Source organism: Escherichia sp. 10290 (assembly GCF_030295155.1).
Lineage (GTDB): Bacteria > Pseudomonadota > Gammaproteobacteria > Enterobacterales > Enterobacteriaceae > Escherichia > Escherichia coli_F.
Genome location: NZ_AP025741.1, coordinates 1514836 through 1531313, shown reverse-complemented (window position 1 = coordinate 1531313; position 16478 = coordinate 1514836). Strand labels below are relative to the sequence as shown.

18 protein-coding genes and 1 pseudogene are annotated in these 16478 nt (G+C 57.3%); 1 reads left to right on the top strand and 18 read right to left on the bottom strand.

The annotated features are described in order from the left end of the window. Nucleotides 1–21: 21 nt before the first annotated feature. The 18 genes and pseudogenes from QUE74_RS07670 to QUE74_RS07585 all read right to left on the bottom strand — a co-directional run bounded on the left by QUE74_RS07670 (nt 22) and on the right by QUE74_RS07585 (nt 16128). The gene (locus QUE74_RS07670; protein WP_050866423.1) at nt 22–603 is read right to left on the bottom strand and encodes a tail assembly protein; all 582 of its coding nucleotides are present in this window, start codon (nt 601–603) and stop codon (nt 22–24) included. Next, nucleotides 600–1343, bottom strand: a complete 744-nt coding sequence (locus QUE74_RS07665) for a C40 family peptidase (protein ID WP_047082290.1) — start codon at nt 1341–1343, stop codon at nt 600–602. The genes QUE74_RS07670 and QUE74_RS07665 overlap by 4 nt, the downstream gene beginning before the upstream one ends. A gap of 10 nt (nt 1344–1353) precedes the next feature. Then, the gene (locus QUE74_RS07660; protein ID WP_001179486.1) at nt 1354–2052 is read right to left on the bottom strand and encodes a phage minor tail protein L; all 699 of its coding nucleotides are present in this window, start codon (nt 2050–2052) and stop codon (nt 1354–1356) included. Then, nucleotides 2052–2393 (bottom strand): phage tail protein, encoded by a 342-nt coding sequence (locus QUE74_RS07655; protein ID WP_000807926.1) that lies wholly within the window; start codon nt 2391–2393, stop codon nt 2052–2054. The genes QUE74_RS07660 and QUE74_RS07655 overlap by 1 nt, the downstream gene beginning before the upstream one ends. Next, nucleotides 2386–5628 carry a phage tail tape measure protein gene (locus tag QUE74_RS07650; protein WP_047082287.1) on the bottom strand — a complete coding sequence of 1081 codons (3243 nt, stop codon included), beginning with the start codon at nt 5626–5628 and terminating at the stop codon, nt 2386–2388. The genes QUE74_RS07655 and QUE74_RS07650 overlap by 8 nt, the downstream gene beginning before the upstream one ends. 51 nt (nt 5629–5679) lie before the next feature. Further along, the gene (locus tag QUE74_RS07645; protein WP_001234271.1) at nt 5680–5961 is read right to left on the bottom strand and encodes a phage tail assembly protein T; all 282 of its coding nucleotides are present in this window, start codon (nt 5959–5961) and stop codon (nt 5680–5682) included. Nucleotides 5962–5984: 23 nt separating this feature from the next. Then, nucleotides 5985–6359 carry a phage tail assembly chaperone gene (locus QUE74_RS07640; RefSeq protein ID WP_001030063.1) on the bottom strand — a complete coding sequence of 125 codons (375 nt, stop codon included), beginning with the start codon at nt 6357–6359 and terminating at the stop codon, nt 5985–5987. 5 nt (nt 6360–6364) lie between these two features. After that, on the bottom strand, nt 6365–7081 hold the full coding sequence (locus tag QUE74_RS07635) for a major tail subunit (RefSeq protein WP_001275471.1): 717 nt from the start codon (nt 7079–7081) through the stop codon (nt 6365–6367). Nucleotides 7082–7146: 65 nt separating this feature from the next. Beyond that, a complete protein-coding gene (gene gp17, locus QUE74_RS07630) occupies nt 7147–7491 on the bottom strand; it encodes a tail completion protein gp17 (protein ID WP_000133388.1) in 345 nt (114 codons plus the stop codon). After that, nucleotides 7488–7934: an HK97-gp10 family putative phage morphogenesis protein gene (locus QUE74_RS07625; protein WP_000573391.1), complete on the bottom strand. Its 447-nt coding sequence runs from the start codon at nt 7932–7934 to the stop codon at nt 7488–7490. The genes gp17 and QUE74_RS07625 overlap by 4 nt, the downstream gene beginning before the upstream one ends. Beyond that, entirely contained in the window at nt 7931–8281 is a 351-nt protein-coding gene (locus QUE74_RS07620) for a phage head closure protein (protein WP_001007905.1), read from the bottom strand. The genes QUE74_RS07625 and QUE74_RS07620 overlap by 4 nt, the downstream gene beginning before the upstream one ends. A gap of 10 nt (nt 8282–8291) precedes the next feature. Next, nucleotides 8292–8618 carry a head-tail connector protein gene (locus tag QUE74_RS07615; protein ID WP_000125984.1) on the bottom strand — a complete coding sequence of 109 codons (327 nt, stop codon included), beginning with the start codon at nt 8616–8618 and terminating at the stop codon, nt 8292–8294. Further along, nucleotides 8615–11037: pseudogene (locus tag QUE74_RS07610) on the bottom strand (phage portal protein). The gene QUE74_RS07615 and the pseudogene QUE74_RS07610 overlap by 4 nt, the downstream one beginning before the upstream one ends. Further along, nucleotides 10983–11204, bottom strand: a complete 222-nt coding sequence (locus QUE74_RS07605) for a hypothetical protein (protein WP_001063101.1) — start codon at nt 11202–11204, stop codon at nt 10983–10985. Before QUE74_RS07605 ends, QUE74_RS07610 begins: the two are co-directional and overlap by 55 nt. A 44-nt stretch (nt 11205–11248) precedes the next feature. Then, nucleotides 11249–13186 (bottom strand): phage major capsid protein, encoded by a 1938-nt coding sequence (locus tag QUE74_RS07600; protein ID WP_089607112.1) that lies wholly within the window; start codon nt 13184–13186, stop codon nt 11249–11251. A 63-nt stretch (nt 13187–13249) separates the two neighbouring features. After that, a complete protein-coding gene (locus QUE74_RS07595) occupies nt 13250–14911 on the bottom strand; it encodes a terminase large subunit (RefSeq protein ID WP_032253698.1) in 1662 nt (553 codons plus the stop codon). Further along, nucleotides 14908–15471: a terminase small subunit gene (locus QUE74_RS07590; protein ID WP_047082717.1), complete on the bottom strand. Its 564-nt coding sequence runs from the start codon at nt 15469–15471 to the stop codon at nt 14908–14910. Before QUE74_RS07590 ends, QUE74_RS07595 begins: the two co-directional genes overlap by 4 nt. Before the next feature lie 291 nt (nt 15472–15762). Continuing rightward, nucleotides 15763–16128, bottom strand: a complete 366-nt coding sequence (locus QUE74_RS07585) for an HNH endonuclease (RefSeq protein ID WP_000829190.1) — start codon at nt 16126–16128, stop codon at nt 15763–15765. Between the two features lie 41 nt (nt 16129–16169). Between QUE74_RS07585 and QUE74_RS07580 the strand changes: the two genes are divergently transcribed. After that, nucleotides 16170–16370: a YlcI/YnfO family protein gene (locus QUE74_RS07580; protein WP_000095746.1), complete on the top strand. Its 201-nt coding sequence runs from the start codon at nt 16170–16172 to the stop codon at nt 16368–16370. Nucleotides 16371–16478 lie beyond the last annotated feature (108 nt).

The following is a 16478-nucleotide window of genomic DNA, read 5'->3' as shown; positions in this document are numbered from 1 at the left end:
TGCGGGATTTTTTTATTCTTTTTACCCCTGCCGCCCGATAACCACGACCTTTCCGCCCCCGCCTTCATCACGGGTGCTGATGTCCTGGGATATACGGCGGGAGCCAACCAGCATTTCCCCGTAAGGCACCGGCATCGGGTTCCCCTGGGCAATCATGTTATCCAGCGAGGAAAAGTACGTGTTCTGTCTGCCGTTATCCGTTGCGCGGTAATCCGGTGTTTTTGCCTTCGGGGCCAGCATCTGGGCCACACCGCCCAGAATCATGCTGGCTCCCAGTGAAAACAGCATCGTGGTGGCAGAAAAACCGCCGGCACTCAGGGCTGTACCCCATAACGCCATCGAGGCACCGGCAGTGAAGAAAGAGCCCACGATGGCTGCCGCCCCCAGCACAATCTGCAGTCCACCCTTTCCGGCCCCGGCCAGTCGCGGCACAATGTGGATGACCGTTCCCTCACCCAGCTGTTCGTGAAGACGGGCGTACACCGCCTCCGGTGCCGTGTCCTCACCGCGAATACGTATCTGGTACCAGCCTTCGTTCATCTGACGGCGGAATCCCGGCATCTGCATCGACAGGGCACGGATGGCTTCCGCTGCCGTGTTCACATACAGGCTGAGGCGGCGGCCAAATCGTTGCAAATCCCCGTGAAGGCAGATGCGTGCCAGTGGCGGTGACGCCAGACAGAATGCGTTCGTCGTTGCCATTTTTCGGAATACCTCTCCCGTTTACTCAGTTGTTCAGGCAGATGGTGAAGCAGTTCACCGTTGCCGCAGTAAATGGCGGCATGATTGGCCACCGATGCGCCAAAGCAGCACAGCAGGATATCGCCCGCCTGTGCAGAGGACAGGGGCACCCGGTAAAAGCCTGTGACCGCCATATTGTCCAGGTAAAGGTTCTGACCGTTGCGCCACCAGTCATCCTCACGCACAAAATCCGGCAGCGTTATCCCCGCCAGATGGTATGCATCCCGGAACAGGGTGTAACAGTCCGTCACCCCGTGCTCAAAACGACGCCCAGTCAGGTGCGGCACACAGCGGAATTTGTGAATTTCCCCCCGGCAGACCAGCCACCAGGGCAGGGCACTCTTTATCTGCAGCCGCCGGTCCGCCTCGCTCAGCCAGGGCAGACCACCGGGGTGGCTGTGAACCAGCGCCACAATCTCCCCCTGCATCTCTGCCTGCAGCCAGTCTTCCGGCGCAATACGAAAATACGCCTCCGGCTCTGCGGAGATATTCACGCAGGGCTGGTACCGTTCGCCCTCCGGGGTGCCTATCACGAAGCCGCACAACTCCGCAGGCGCACACCGCCGGGCATGCACCAGAATCGCTGATTCAGTCTGTGTCATAAAACAGGATTTACTGCGAAAGTTTATTGATGGAAAGGAAACCGCCAAAATTAGCCACCATGCCGCGCATCTCACACCCGCGCATGCACTTGCTGCATCTGTCCTTACGGATATCGGTGGTGGGTTTATCGAACTCATCCGCCACAGCCCCGCCCGTGTAACCACACTCATCAGAGCGGTAGGTCCACATACAGGTATTCGCCAGCATAATGCGACCGGGAAACAGCGCCCCGTCCGTCTCCGTCGGTGTCGCCAGCACAAACGAGGCTGTCATGGCCGTCAGCTCTGACATCTGCTCCACCACCCAGCGGTCGCTCAGCTCCTGCTCCGGGTCCGCTTCCGGATTGCCCGCCACAAAATTCACCGCATCCAGAAAACGGGCATACACCCGGCGGCGGACCACCGTTGCCCCCACCAGGCTCTGCAGGTCCTCCGCCATCCCGGTGACCAGACCAAACAGATTGGACACCGTCAGCGACGGGCGGGCACTGCTGCCCTTCCCGTTCATCTCAAAACCGCTGCCGTCAATCGGGTATACCTGATATTGCCGCCCCTGCCAGGTGACCGCCTCCCCTTTTTCATTCAGCTCATTGCAGAAAAAATAGCGCTCACCGCCCTGCACCGTCAGGTCAATTTCCCAGAGCACCACCCGCGGTGACTGCTCTGATTTAACCGACTCGTTCAGGCTTTCTTCATGAATATTCTGCATCAGTTCACCACCTGCTCAATCGTACAGCTGAAATCACTGTACCGGGCGTTATCCGTGACGCTCCACTCCCGGCACACCACCCTCACCGTCCGGTTATGTTTCGGCGGTCGCCACAAAAAGGCACGGTAACCACCATGCCAGGATAAAAATTCATCCAGCCAGCGCCGGGTTGACTCATCCGTCACCCGGAACACCGCCTGAAACGTCTTCAGTTGAGGATTCAGCCCTGTGGGGCGACGCTGTTCATAACCGTCACCAAACCGTACCCTCGCCACCGACGGTTTCTCACTCACCTGCATCCCTTCACGCGGGACCAGATGCAGCGTTTTTATCTCAGCCACTCAGCATTCCTCCGTCACGTCGCATGGACAGCATCACCGCCTGCACCCGCTGGTCAATCAGCTGCACAAGACTGCCTGCCGCCTCCGGCCCTATCTGGCCATTAGTCCCGTCATTCTGAATGGCGATATGGTAGACCGGGGAATACACCAGACCCGCACTGCCGTTCATACTGCCCACCGCTCGCACACCCAGCGAGCCATCCGCCGCCCGGGTCAGGGGCATAATGGCTTCAGGACCGGCCTCCCCCATCAGTCCCGCCCCTTTTGCAAAGGCAAAGTACGTGGGCGTATCCACAATACTGTTGCTGTACGCACTCAGGTTTGCCGAGGTATACACGCCGCCTTTTGCATTGGCCACCGCCCCGCCCAGCCAGTCACCAATGCTGCCGAGAAATCCTCCCGCACCGGACATACCGTTTGCCGCCGTCTTAATTCCGTTGACAATCGCGGCATTCATAAGAACTTTTGATATTTCCTGCAGCACTGATGAGGCCCAGCTGCGCCATTCCACTTTATTTCCGTTCAGCATCTCCGTGATGTTATTCACCATCCCTGAGATACCCTCCGTCGCAAGCTGTGCTGCCTGTGAGGCGTAATCGGACGCATTATCCACCCAGTTACTGAACCCCTCCTGCAGCCCTTTCTGCCAGTCCGCACGCTGCACATCCGATTCGGCATAAAAGGCTTCCTGCTCTTTCAGACGTTCACTCAGATACTGTGCATTCTGCGCCAGAGCCTGTCTGTAAAAATCCTCACTGATATCCCCGGTCTGATACTGAGACTGAAGGTCCGCATCCTTCTGGCGGAAGCTGTCGCGGATCTGCTGCAACTCCCGCATGCGTTCTCTGGCTCGTTCCCCCTGCCCGTACCCCAGCAGTTCAGCATCATTCGACGCACGCGCAGCCGCATTCTCATTCTTCAGTGTCTCTTCCCGGGATCGCAACTGTTCCCGGATTTTTTGCTGGTCAATCAGGGCCGCATTACGCAGCAGCTCCTGCTTCTGCATCTCCGTCAGGGTTTTCAGTTCGCCCTGCGCAGTCTGGTATTTCAGCTTCGCCAGCTCTGTATTCTGCCCCACCAGTGCCAGTTGCTCTTTCTGCTGCTTCAGCAGCCGGGAAAAACTGTCTTCCGCTTTTTCCGTCTCTGATTTTCCACCCCGGGATTTGGGTTTATTCGCCTCGTTATTGCGCCAGGCTTCCAGGGCATTACTGATATAACGCTGTCTCGCCTCCTGATACGGATCACCCACAAAACCGAGGTCATCCGCCGCATACCCCAGCCGGACACGCTCTTTTTCTTCCCCTTTCAGTCTGGACAGGGCCAGCTCACGCTCTGTTTTTGTCAGGGCACTCTGCTGTTTATCATCCAGAGTGGCCTGTGGCAGCCGTAACGGCACATTCACCAGTCCCTGCCGCTGCTGAAGCAGTTCATTACCCAGCCCCAGCAGACGGTTGAATTCCGTATGCTGACCATTCATAACCAGCATGGACTGGTACACCTTATTCTGCTCTGCCGCCTGCTGACGAATTAACGCCACACGACGGTCTTCCAGCCCGGCAAGCACATCCTGAATGGACTGCGCTTTTTCCTGCATCTGTGCCAGACGGGACTGCTCAACGGCAAGCTGCTCTGTTGCCTGAGCAAGCCCTTCCGTTACGGTCTTCACCGAGGTCAGATGGTTTATCATGAATCCGTCACCGGTCGTCCAGCCCGGGTTCGCCAGAACATACTGATATCCTGCGATTTTTTCCTGCAGGGATTTCACCCGACTGGCCTGTTCATCAATCAGCCGGTTCTGCTCTGTCAGCGCCGCCCGTGTTCGTCCTTCATTATCTGAGGCTTCAGGCAAAGACATTGACGGCGTTTTATGCGCGATTTCATCTATCGTCAGTGCATACTGGCGCGCAGACTCCCTGGCCTGCTCCTGATTCTGGTACAGCGTGTACCACGCTGCAGCCCCCAGCATCACCAGTCCGGGTACGCCACCAACCAGCCCCAGCGCACCGCTCATCAGACGTGAGCCCACCGCCGTTGTACTGTTCAGCGCATTCTGGGCGGCGCTTCTGGCAGCAATATTTCTGTTCAGGCGTTCCTGTGTGGCCGCCAGACGGGCCTCTGCAGCAATCTGCATCTCCGTCCCGCGGGCTGCCGCCACGGCCTGCTGAGCACGGTACACGGCTGCCCTTGCCCGCGCCGTGGCAATCTGCGTTCCCCTGAACTGTGCTTCCGCCAGTGCCACTTCATTACGTGCTGCCGTCACAAGTCCTGCCGTGGCAGACACCGCTCCGGAGGCCATATTGCCAAAGTACCGGGCAACCCCGACGGCAACCAGCGCGCCCACGGCTGTTGCCACATTATCAATCTGTCCGGCAACACCGTTCAGCATGCCGGAGAGCGTTTTTGTCACCCCGCTGGCCTCATTCGCACCGCCCACCCAGGCCATAAAGGCGTTTTCCACCTTTGTGATACTACTGGAAACCGTTTCCGGCATGGCCGCATATTCATCACGTAATATCCCCAGCTGGCTGATTAACGCGGGGACCACTTTATCCGCTGTCAGTTTTCCGTCATCCGCCATTGCCTTCAGATCTTTACGGGCCACGCCCATACCCGCAGCCAGTGCACGTACGATCCGGTCACCACTTTCATTGACCGAATTAAACTCCTCACCACGCAATACACCCTGCGCCAGCGCCTGACTGAACTGGGTGATCACCGAGCCCGCCTCTGCCGTACTGGCACCGGAGATTTTCAGCCCTGTCGAAATGGCCTCCGTCACCTTCAGCACATCATCAGCACTGTAACCATATTCACGCATCGAGGCAGCCGAACGGGCAAACAGGGCCGCATTATCCGAAAATGCGGTGCCTGTCCGCTGGCTGATATCCATCAGCACTTTCTGTGATGACGCAAATTCATCCGATGACTGCGACGCCTGTTTCAGACGGGCATTCACGGAGCTCCATTCATCCGCCAGCGAAATCAGGTGTCCGGTGGCAAAGGCACCGGCAAACGCACCGGTCATTCCGACAGCCGAAGCGCGGATTTCCGTCAACTGGCTGTGCAGCTCAGCCAGAGCCCGGCGCTGCTCCCTGGCTGCCGCAGCAGCCTGACGTCCGCCATTCTGCAGGGTCCGGTAATATTCACTGCCCATACGGGACGCCCGCTGGATCTCCGACTGGAATGACTGTGAATTTGCCGAAATTTTGATAATCAGTTCACGTAACGTCGCCATTCACCTTTCTCCGGGCAAAAAAAACCTGCCACAGCAGGTTTTCATCATTATTTATGACATTGCTGCAAGGCTCAGCGCGTCTTCCAGCGCCGCAAACGGATCCACCTCCGGCTTATCCTCATCCTCGCCCCAGCAGAGCATGGCGTCCTTCAGTGCAACATTCATCCCCTGTGCCCCGAAAACCGCTTTCACGATCTGTGCATTACGGATATCCCCGCGCTCATCACCCAGCGGGGATACCCTGTCGAACTCCATCCACATCATCGCCTCGCTCGCACTCAGGCTGTGCCGCAGTTCGGATAAGGTGCGCCCCAGACGGAGCGCAAGTCGCATCAGAAAGCGAATTTCCGGGCGGGCTACTTTTTTCTGGCCGACTCTGCATCAGCGATCAGTTCCAGTGCCTGACGCAGCAACCGGGCATGTACCGGACCATAGACGGCCAGCACCTGCTCACGGTCGTCCGGAGTGAACACCCGTTGCAGGTCAGTATCACACAGGACATCGCAGAACAGCGTCACATCCGCTTCCAGGTTACGGCGGGTTTTCGCCACCACCGACAGGGTATCGTCATCCTCTCCATCACCATTGAGCACTTCCTGCCACAGATACCAGGCCTCTGCCGAAGGCTCCCGCAGCACCACGCTGACATTTCTCCATTCCGGCACCTTCACCGTTTTATGACGGAACCCCGACAGTCTGGCCAGCGCCAGTGTTTTCAGATCTTTTGCCATAAGCCTTATCCGCCCGCACCATTAACCGTTACTGTACACGCATCAGAGGTAATGCTCTGCGGCTGTTCTGCAGAATCCGTTACCTCGCAGGTATAAGCCCCCTTATCACCTGACTGCGTATTGGCTTTACTGAAAGTGTCAGTAGTCTGTCCCTCTACCGGCTGACCATCCTTCTTCCAGGCGTGTTTATAAGGCGGCGTTCCCCCGTTGACACTGACTGACATTGTCAGCAGCGCACCGGTATTCACGGTAAGTGTCTTCTCCAGATTTTTCACAAACGCCAGCGGTACCACATAGGACACCGGTTTACCCTTCAGGCGAAGTGAAAACGTTGCAGCCACCACGCCGTTGGTACCGGATGACCAGGTGTGCTGACGCACTTCCGCCAGGAACTTAAAGCCCTTACCGGACGGAAACTGCACCTTAAACGCATACACCGTGTCATTGTCATAGGCATCACGCAGGGCGTTCTGGGCCTGATTCAGATAAAAATTACCCGACATGGAAATCTCGGACGACGCCCCCAGACCGTTGATGTTCTCCTGCTCTGTGGAGCAGAGCGTGGTCACATCAATATCCTGTTTCTGACCGGCGGTGAACTGGACTTCCTTGATGGTGCAGTCCAGGCGCAGATATTCCGCCTTATCCATAGTTTCAGCAGTCGCCGGGGCAGATGAAATCATCACCTGCGTCAGCTGTGAGCGTTCATACAAAGCAGACATTCTGCCTCCTGATAATAAAAAACCCGCACGCGGCGGGGTATGGGTTTTGTAGAAAAAAGAAAAAGTCACACCGTGACCTGAAACTCCAGGGTTGCACGGTAACAGCGGTTTTCCGGAATATAGTCCTGCATTTCACTGACGGATCCCGGGGCCAGCAGCATTATGGCTTCACGGGCGTCCTGACGTATCTGACGCGCCTGCGTCACAGTCCCGGCATAAACGTCTATCTGCACCGACACTGAGGACTCCGCCTGCCCGCCCATCACGTCCGCCGACACCGATGAAATCAGGCTGAAAACCACCCACGGAAGCGCCACCGACGGCCTGCCATCCAGCAGGGGGACCACATACGGGTACACCTGCCCGCCGGCAAGATGCGCCAGATGAGGATACAAATCCGCCTCCGTCATCGTCTCAGTACCTCATCAATGGCCCGGTTCATCCGCGCAATCGCCACCTGTGCCGCCTGTTCACTGCGCACATCAAATGCCGGGCGCACAAACGGGTGCGGTGGCATATTCACGGTCCCCATTTCCACAAACCGCCAGTAGAAAGCATTGCGCGGGTTATCCGCCTTCATGGTGTTATCGCTGTTACCGGTGTCCGGATTAACACCCCGGATATGCACACCGGATTCCATCCCGCCATCGCGGGAGCGCCGGGAAAGGACCACCACATTGCGGCGCAGTTTTCCCCTGCGTACCGGTGCCCGTGACACCACTTCTTCTTTCAGCACATTCGCACCCGCACGGGTTGCCTCACGCAGCACCCGGTTATTTTCTGCACCACTCAGAAGCTGCAAATCGCGGCTGATGTCCTCCAGCCCCGAAAAATCCAGCAGGGTTTCGATCATTTTTCACCTCCCAGCCGACAGAGAATTTCCAGACGTCCGCCGGTCGCATCCGGCACGGGCAGCCCGACAACGTTCAGGATCCGGTCACGCCAGGGACCACTCAGCACATGAAGTCGTGACGCTGCCGTGATTTCCCGACCGGACTGACCGCGCACCCAGATGCGGATTTCCGCCTGCGCCATTTCCGCACCAGACTGCATCCGCTCCCGGCTGCTCCTGCCACGGATATCCGCATGAATTTTCCCGCATGACACCCATTCTTCCGTCATTTCTCCGGCAGCATTACGGGTTAACACCGGGTTCAGAACACTTATCATCTGTGTCAGACGACCTGCAGATATTGCCATTCCTCCCTCCTCATAACACCGTCGGACAACGCAAATCGTAAATCAGCACGGACACAGAAAACGGCAGTTCCCCCTGCACGAGGTCTTCCCGCTCAGCAAGATCCGGATTCCGGTACAGCATCCCGGTCAGTCGCATGGCAGCCCCCTTCATCCGGGTTAATGCCTCGCCCGGGATCAGCTCACCGTCCTCACGAATCACTTTATCCCGGCTGCCCTGAATGTAGGCCAGCAGCACGGCGGTAGCCTGACGAACCTTGTCCATCAGCATGTCATCATCCGCGTCATGGTCAACACGCAGATGTGCCTTGATCTCTTCCAGTGTCAGTAATGCCGTCATTTTCCGCCTCCTGCATCCCGTCCACGTTTTGCAGCCAGGGTCCAGCCTGATGAATGAGCTTCTCCGGGTTTATCACCGGTCATACTGTTGCAGTGCCACAGCGAGCCCCCCCACGTCACCGTATCGCCGGGGTGGTAGGTTTCACCGGCTCTGAACACACCGCGGTAGAGCATCACCGGCAGGGAAAATGTTTTTTCCGTACACTGGCCACTGCTCTGCCGGATCACCACAGAGAACAACCGCTCATCCGTCATGCTGACGTCGATATCCGCCACCCCGTCAACCAGGCATTCCCATCCCCGCATCCCGTGCGTTTTTTCATACGCCCGCCAGAGTCCACCCAGGTGTGTGGCATACGTGCCCCGGGGAAAGGATTTTTGATCGTCAATAGCGGGGAGCACTTCCAGTGCCGTGGCATCACGCCCGTCCTGCGGAGCCGGAAGGGCATTCACCGCCTCCAGAACCGCCTGCTTCAGTACTTCCGGATCGTAATCACGACCATCACGCGGAGCAGGGATATGGCTTACGGCCTCTTTCACCATCTGCTCAAGCATCGGACGCACATCATCCGGGGTGAGACTTTTACCGTCCGCCGGCTGCGGAATATTTGCGACCGCATCATTCACCGCCTGCCTCAGTACTTCCGGATCGTAGTCACGACCATCACGCGGAACAGGAATATGGCTTACAGCCTCTTTCACCATCTGCTCAAGCATCGGACGCACATCATCGGGGGTGATACTTTTGCCGTCTGCCGGCACCGGTATTTTCGCGACCGCATCATTCACCGCCTGCTTCAGTACTTCCGGATCATAATCGCGACCATCACGCGGTAGCGGAATGGCCCCCACTGCGTCATCCACCATCGCCTGCAGAACAGGGCTAACCTCATCCACCGTCACATGCTTCTGTAACAGAGCGGACAGGGAAGCCAGTTTCTCTTCAAACGCTTGTGCCTGCGCGCTCATCTTCTCCTCAAATGTGCGCTGTAAATCCGCCAGCACCGTGGCGAATTCTTCTCCCAGGGCACGAATAATGGACAGTTCACGTTCATTCATTTTTTCAGAATCCCCCTGAACATCGCTTTCACCGCATCATGCTCTGTTTCACTGATTGCCTTATTACCGTCAGATGCGCCGTCAGGCGGTTGCGCTAAGGCCGTTTTCCCGGTCGACGCGAACGGATCCTCACGGGCATCACGACGGGACAGTGCCTCCAGACTGTAGTTCTGCTGCTGAAGATACAGTGCATCACCGCCGGCCAGGGGCGGCAGGTTCTCCCGTTTACGGGCCTCATTGGGCGTGAGAAGCGTATTTTTCACCGCATCCCCCAGCGTTTTCATGCGCCGCTCACTGTCCATTCTCAGCAGCGTGGTGACATCAAATTCTGTACTCTCGTTTTCCCCCGTTTCCAGCGCCTCATCCAGTAACAGTTCAATGGACTCAATCAGCGTCTGCAGGCACTGGGAATAATACTGCTGCTCCAGCGCCTCCACGTTGTCACTGGAAGGCGGTTGTCCCACGCCAATCTTGTAGGCCGGGACACGGAACACCGAACAGACAATTTCAGCGGTCATCTTCAGTTGTTCCACCGTCTGCGCATCCACCGGTGAAAACGTCGTGGGGTTATATTTTGCCCCGTTGCTCAGAATGGCCGTTTTCCCCGCATTTTCGCCGGTATACCCGCTGTCCCAGTTGCTCTTCAGTTTTTTCGCATTTTCTTCCGTAATACTGCCGGGGATCTCAATCACCCCGGACGGCATGCCGCCATTTCTGAAAAAATACGTCGAATTTTCCTGAATATGATGCCCCTGCGTGGCGGCCAGCCCGGCGGCATACACCGGCGGCAACCCTATAAGCGGATGAAAAAAACAGTTAAACCGGTCGTGGATCACTTCCCGGGCAGGCACCGTCACCGCCTCAGTGATCCCGCAGTTCCGGTCCGGCGTGATGCGGTAGAACACTTCGCCGTCATCCGCCACCAGTGGTTCAACCCGGCTCCAGTCCAGAATGCGCAGTTCTTTGATCTGCCCCCGGGAGTTACGGATTTTCAGCACCACCGTATTGCCGTGACGCAGTTTGGCGTTCAGCCACAGTTCAAAAAACTGGATGCGGTTCTGCTGGGCGTTGGGACGACGACAGAGGCGGGCAATATCCCCCCGGCGAGTTTCCCTGCGTATCCCCTGCGCATCCGTCTGCATAAGACGCAGCCGCATTTTGGCGATATCCTGGGATATCAGCGAAATGCACGAAAACACCGCATGAAAGGAGAGGACGGCTTCCGGATCGGCTTTCACGCCCTGCTGCCAGGCGCCGGAAAAGGGCTCAGCCACCGCCTGAAACAGGCTGGTCCAGCCCGCCTCTCTTACGTCACGTCCTGATTTCTGGTTTTTTCGGGTTCGCTGTAAAAGGTTCCACATTCGCCATGCTCCGCATCACGTTTCTTTTTCTGACCTGCCGGACGTCGCACCGTGATGTACTCCGCCTTTCCCAGGCGAACCAGCACCTCCGCGCACGGCTGTGCCACATCACGGATATCCCCGGCCCGGGCATCATGCGTGCCCTGCAGATATCGGATCTTTGCCATAACCTGTTACGGGAGGCGCACGCCTCCCGTCCTCCTTATCAGACTCAGCCGCCGGACGCACTGCCGTAGTTCACACCGGTGATCACCGCCACCGCCGCGGTACGGCGACGACGCCAGTTGATCCAGCGCTCCGCACGGATGGCCACACTGCCTGTCTGGAACATGGAAACCAGCTCCACCGGCGACGGCGTGGTACTGTCGCCGGTCGGCTCAGACTGCATTTCCAGTGATGCCTCGCGGGACATATCCACTGCCACGCCGCCGTCATCCGCCAGATAAATATCCGGGGCATTCACCAGCACCAGCTGGTCACCCACGTACTGGGAGACAATCACCGGCAGCCCCTGGAAGGTCCCCCCCAGCAGGGTCATGTCCGGGTATTCCTTCTGACCCAGCGCATTTTTACGCATGGACAGCGCCAGGGCATTGGTGCTGGACATCAGCCAGACCGCACCGGTGGGCTGCAGGTTTGCTGCCACAAACTGTCCAAACGCCGCCTCTGCATCCGCATCCGGGTTACCGGTTGATGCCTTGCCCTTCACATCATGGGTGATGGACGCCGGGGAGACATCTGCCACTGCGGCTTTTTTCGGGTCCACAAAGTCTGTGTCCAGACGCGCCACCACCGCTTCTGCCAGCGCATTACGGACCAGCGCATCAGCTGCCGGACTGGAAAAACGGATCAGCTCTTCCGTCAGTACCGCAATGGCCGACACCTTCGCATGACTGAAGGTGATGGATTCAAAATCAAACTTCGTCAGGGGTTTTGCCTTACCCTCACCCACCCAGCCGGCAGCACCGCCGGACACCTGGGCGTGCACACGGATATTGAACGGCACCTGACGAAGTGCAGGGATCCCGCCCTGACCAAATCGCCCGATAATGGTCTGCGGACGCAGGTAATCAATAAAGTCCTGTGCGTATTCCTGATATTCAGACAGGCTGCCTGCCCACTGCGGATCCGTGGTGGTCCCCGCGCCCACTGCCGATTTCAGGACATGATGCAGACGACTGTCATCCGGATACTGACGACGGGCCACTTCCAGGGCTTCAGAGCGGACACCTTTAGCCGCAGCCAGTGATTTGGCAAAGCGGGCGAAGCCAATCCCCTTATCCAGTTTCTGCTCCACACGGATCACCGGCGCTGAAGCCACCGCGGCCACATTCCCGTTACCGGCCTGTTTCACCGGCTGCGCCGTGGCGGCCTTACCGGCTTCCAGTTCACGCAGGCGCTTCAGGTGCGCATCCACCTGACGGATTTCCGCTGCGGTGTTGTCGTAATGCTCTTCCTCCTCCACATCCAGCGTGCGCCCTTCCTCTGCGGCTTTGGTCATGACCTCCTCAAGGGAGGCTGCCAGCGCTGCACGCTTGTTTTCAAAACTTTTAATCTGTTCGCCAATATTCATTATGGTCTTTTCCTTATGAAAAACGGTTGTTGACTGTGCCGCAGCGCCGGCAGAAGATGCGATTTTCACCACCGGTTTCCGGTTGCCGGACGCGGCAGAAAACTGGCGGTCGTAAGATTTAATGGTCCGGATGGTGCATTCCGCATTCGCGGGCACGGTGACGGCAGACACCTCCATCAGTTCCCAGCGCAGAAAATGCAGTCCGCCTCCGTCCAGAAAGGTGTATTCATGGGGACGGAAGCCCACGGACAGTCCCCTGACCAGCCCGGTCTTAATGGCCGCCCAGGCCTCATCCAGTCGGGCTGCCAGTTGCGATGGCATATCCGGCACAGGCTTCGCCAGTGTTGCCGTGATTTCCAGCCCTTCGCTGACCCGGCGCACCGTACACTGCCCCACCGGGCGGGAATGGTCATGCTGCCAGAGAAACGGGATCGCACTGCCGAACTCCGCCCCCTCCGGCTCCAGGATGTCACCATCCCGATCCGGAGAAGGCGTTGACGCAATCCCGGTGATCACCCGCTCATCCTCACTGAAGGATTTCACCGTCAGCAGGGAGCAGGCCCGTTTAAGATTCACATCAGCCTCCTGAAAATAAAAAAACCGCCGCAGCGGTCCATGATGGTTACAGGGTGAACAGGGTTATATGAAAAAAACCGCATATTCTTTCTTTTTGGGCTCCGGATTCAGGGACATCAGGGATACCGCATTGAAAAGCGCCATCAGCGGGTCGATTTTCCCCCGTCCGCTGGCCTGTTTGGTAATAAGGATGGCGTTACCTCTGGGCTCCACCCGGGCATTGCCAACGCACCAGGCCATCAGTGGCTGGCCACCATGCACCAGCACCCCTTCAGCCAGTTTGCGTTCGGTGGTTTTGATGGCCCCGCCCAGCTTCCAGCCCTGGCTTATCCCCACAACAATTCCGTCGGGGATCCCGGCTTCCGCCAGTGAATCCAGAATCTGCCCCACACCTGACGGGTCAATACCGATATGATCCAGTAACTCAGCCTCATGAATACGACGCACATACTCCGCCACTTCCGCCGTGTCATCCCCGACCCGACGGACAATCGTCATGTCTCCACAGGCCACAAAATCCTGAAACCGGGATGCCTCACTCTTCCGTCGGACCACCGCGGTTTCATGCGCCCAGGCATGGCCCCAGCCTAACCATTCGCGGGTCTCCCGATCACGACCAATCACGTACATTCCCAGCAGATCATCCAGGCCCCCGCCGTCAATCCCCACCGTCACCACATCAGCGCGCTGCAGGATATCTTCCAGGCTGACGCGCCTGCCCTGCTGCTCCCAGAAATCCGCGCCCGCCCAGCGGTCAGAACGCAGGGCAAGGCCAATTTCCACATTGGCGTGTTTTGACATGAAGCCACGAAATGCTTCCTCACCAGCCTCCCGGGCTTTACGGTACTCCCGGTACAGAAAGGCCTCATCCACCGAATAGCCGAGATTCGGATTGACCATGGCGAGGTTTTCCATCAGCAAGTGAGCCCCGCTTTCCACCATTTCAGGAGGGTGTTCAAATATCACCGGCAGAAAGTGCGGATCATGAATTTTGCCGTCGCGCACATCCCGGGCGTACTGCAGTTTCTGTCTGAACACCCCGGCGGGCGGTTCATTCGACTGGGTGGTCGTATACACCACAAACCCTTCCGGGCGGGAGGCAAGGCCGCCTATGGCTTCACGTAACATGTCCTCCGCCTTGCACTGCTTGCCAAACAGCCACAACTCATCAATCAGCGTACCCACGGACTTGATACCGGACACCGTATTCGGATCGGCTGCCACCACCTTCAGGGTGGTGTCTGTCACCCTGTGGGTGATGGTCCGGATATGGGTCTGTACCTGGCAGAGGTCATCCAGATCATCGTCCCGTCGTACCATATCCCTGGCAGGATTGAAGGCGTTGGCTGCCACCTCCACAGTCGGGGCCAGAATCGTGTAACCCGCCGCCTGCCGCCAGTTCAGTAACAGCGCCGTCATCATGATCCCGGCGGCCAGTGTGGACTTGCTGTTTTTTTTGGGTATCAGAATGAACACTTCCTTGATATGGCGGACACCGGTCTGCGCATCGTAGGAGCCAAACAGAGCCGCCACCAGGTCAAACACCCACTGTGCACAGGACTCACCGAACGTCGGGCTGCCCGGTGCATCCACAATCCGCAGTTGTTTAAAAATCGCCAGGGCATGTGCGGCCTGCTCCGGGTAAATCGGAGACGGAATAATCGACAGCCCCTTTTTCAGGCGCTCTGCCCAGTCCGGGCAGGCCGTGCTCCACACAGGTATCATCCGTTGCCCTCATTATCATTATTCACCACCAGTCGGGGTGGTGGTGGCACCGCAAAACGGTTAGCCGCTTTTTTCGCCGCGTCACCTTTTGCCGATTTTTTACCAGCATCGCCTTTTTTATAGTGTGTGAACTGCGCCAGTCGCCAGGCCGCATCCAGTGCCAGTTTCGGGTCAATTATCAGGTTTTCCACCAGGATCCTCCCCATTGCTTTTACCGGATCTGGAAGACCGTCTTCCATGTAATCAATACTAGGAGATATCACCACGGGCGGTGGCATCTCCGGATTTGTTTCGTCCTGCTGTGGTATTGCAGCCGCCTCACGGCGACGGGGTTTATCCTCCTGCTCTGATTTTTTCTGCCGGTAAACAGGAACCTCATCCACCTCCACCGTCTCGCCCTGTTTACGGGCTATAAACGCAAGCACCTCCGGATCTTTTGCCAGCTGCGAGCCTTTAACTCTGGCCGTCTTCGCCGAATAACCTGCCGCAATGGCTGACGCTGTTTTGTTTTTCCCGGACATGAGCGCCAGCGCAAATTTTCGTTTTTGCGTCGTCAGCACAGTGCCCTCCCGGGGTCAAAACTCTCTCAGCCGGGCATGCATCAGGCCGTTTTCCCACACCGCGCATACCCCGAATGTTAACTGCTGCCTGGTTAACATTTTCCGAAAAAGTCGGTTAACATTTTTTCCACGCAATAAACTGAATTATAAAGATAAAAACAGAAAAAAGGCCGAACAGCCAGTTAACATGTTAACTGGCCTGAAACGGGAATTTTTTCTCTGCATGAGAGGGGGCGCGGTGTCCGGAGCGATCGTTTTTTTCGCCGGATGATCCCCCCCCCCCGGGGCGGGTCACAGTCCGATGATATCGTCTGCCCTGCCATGACCTCCGGACACCTCCGGCAGCGTCGGGTCCGGCATACCACCCGCCGCTTCACGAGCAGACTTTTGTCGATGGCATTCGGTACAGAGCGTCCAGAGATTCGTCTCCTCATTACCACCACCGAACTGAAGTGCAATTCGGTGATCGAGTTCACTGTCACAGAGGTCAACCACACGACCACAGAGACAGCACTGTCCGGCATCCCTCAGCCAGATATGACGCTTGAGGGAAACACGTGCACTGCCACTGACACGACGCTGTTCCCCCTTCAGAATATTCACCCGTCGGGTGTTCAGAGTTTTGATTCTGCTCTGGAGTGTACGAAGCTCAGCCATGTAAAATCCCCGTCATATGGCAATCAGTAAAGGAAATAAATATGTCATCGAAAAACCGGACCCGCAGAACCACAACCCGCAATATCCGTTTCCCCAATCACATGATTGAACAGATCAACATCGCCCTTGAGCATAAAGGGTCCAGTAACTTTTCAGCGTGGGTTATTGAAGCCTGCAGGAGAAGGCTGGCAACAGATGCAACGCATCTGCGTACGGCCAGCATGACAAATAACGAGAAATGAACGTTCGGTTTCTTCCACCATCGTACCGGACAGGCGACTATGAGGGGACAACGCCGCGCTCCGTTAACGCGGTAAACCCCGGTGTGTATCGTTTTTGATTATCCCCGC

Bases quoted from the DNA above. Each gene is read 5' to 3' on its own strand.
- QUE74_RS07665 (WP_047082290.1), bottom strand. From the start codon at position 1,343: ATGACACAGACTGAATCAGCGATTCTGGTGCATGCCCGGCGGTGTGCG.
- QUE74_RS07660 (WP_001179486.1), bottom strand. From the start codon at position 2,052: ATGCAGAATATTCATGAAGAAAGCCTGAACGAGTCGGTTAAATCAGAG.
- QUE74_RS07650 (WP_047082287.1), bottom strand. From the start codon at position 5,628: ATGGCGACGTTACGTGAACTGATTATCAAAATTTCGGCAAATTCACAG.
- QUE74_RS07645 (WP_001234271.1), bottom strand. From the start codon at position 5,961: ATGCGACTTGCGCTCCGTCTGGGGCGCACCTTATCCGAACTGCGGCAC.
- QUE74_RS07640 (WP_001030063.1), bottom strand. From the start codon at position 6,359: ATGGCAAAAGATCTGAAAACACTGGCGCTGGCCAGACTGTCGGGGTTC.
- QUE74_RS07635 (WP_001275471.1), bottom strand. From the start codon at position 7,081: ATGTCTGCTTTGTATGAACGCTCACAGCTGACGCAGGTGATGATTTCA.
- gp17 (WP_000133388.1), bottom strand. From the start codon at position 7,491: ATGACGGAGGCGGATTTGTATCCTCATCTGGCGCATCTTGCCGGCGGG.
- QUE74_RS07625 (WP_000573391.1), bottom strand. From the start codon at position 7,934: ATGATCGAAACCCTGCTGGATTTTTCGGGGCTGGAGGACATCAGCCGC.
- QUE74_RS07620 (WP_001007905.1), bottom strand. From the start codon at position 8,281: ATGGCAATATCTGCAGGTCGTCTGACACAGATGATAAGTGTTCTGAAC.
- QUE74_RS07615 (WP_000125984.1), bottom strand. From the start codon at position 8,618: ATGACGGCATTACTGACACTGGAAGAGATCAAGGCACATCTGCGTGTT.
- QUE74_RS07605 (WP_001063101.1), bottom strand. From the start codon at position 11,204: ATGGCAAAGATCCGATATCTGCAGGGCACGCATGATGCCCGGGCCGGG.
- QUE74_RS07595 (WP_032253698.1), bottom strand. From the start codon at position 14,911: ATGATACCTGTGTGGAGCACGGCCTGCCCGGACTGGGCAGAGCGCCTG.
- QUE74_RS07585 (WP_000829190.1), bottom strand. From the start codon at position 16,128: ATGGCTGAGCTTCGTACACTCCAGAGCAGAATCAAAACTCTGAACACC.
- QUE74_RS07580 (WP_000095746.1), top strand. From the start codon at position 16,170: ATGTCATCGAAAAACCGGACCCGCAGAACCACAACCCGCAATATCCGT.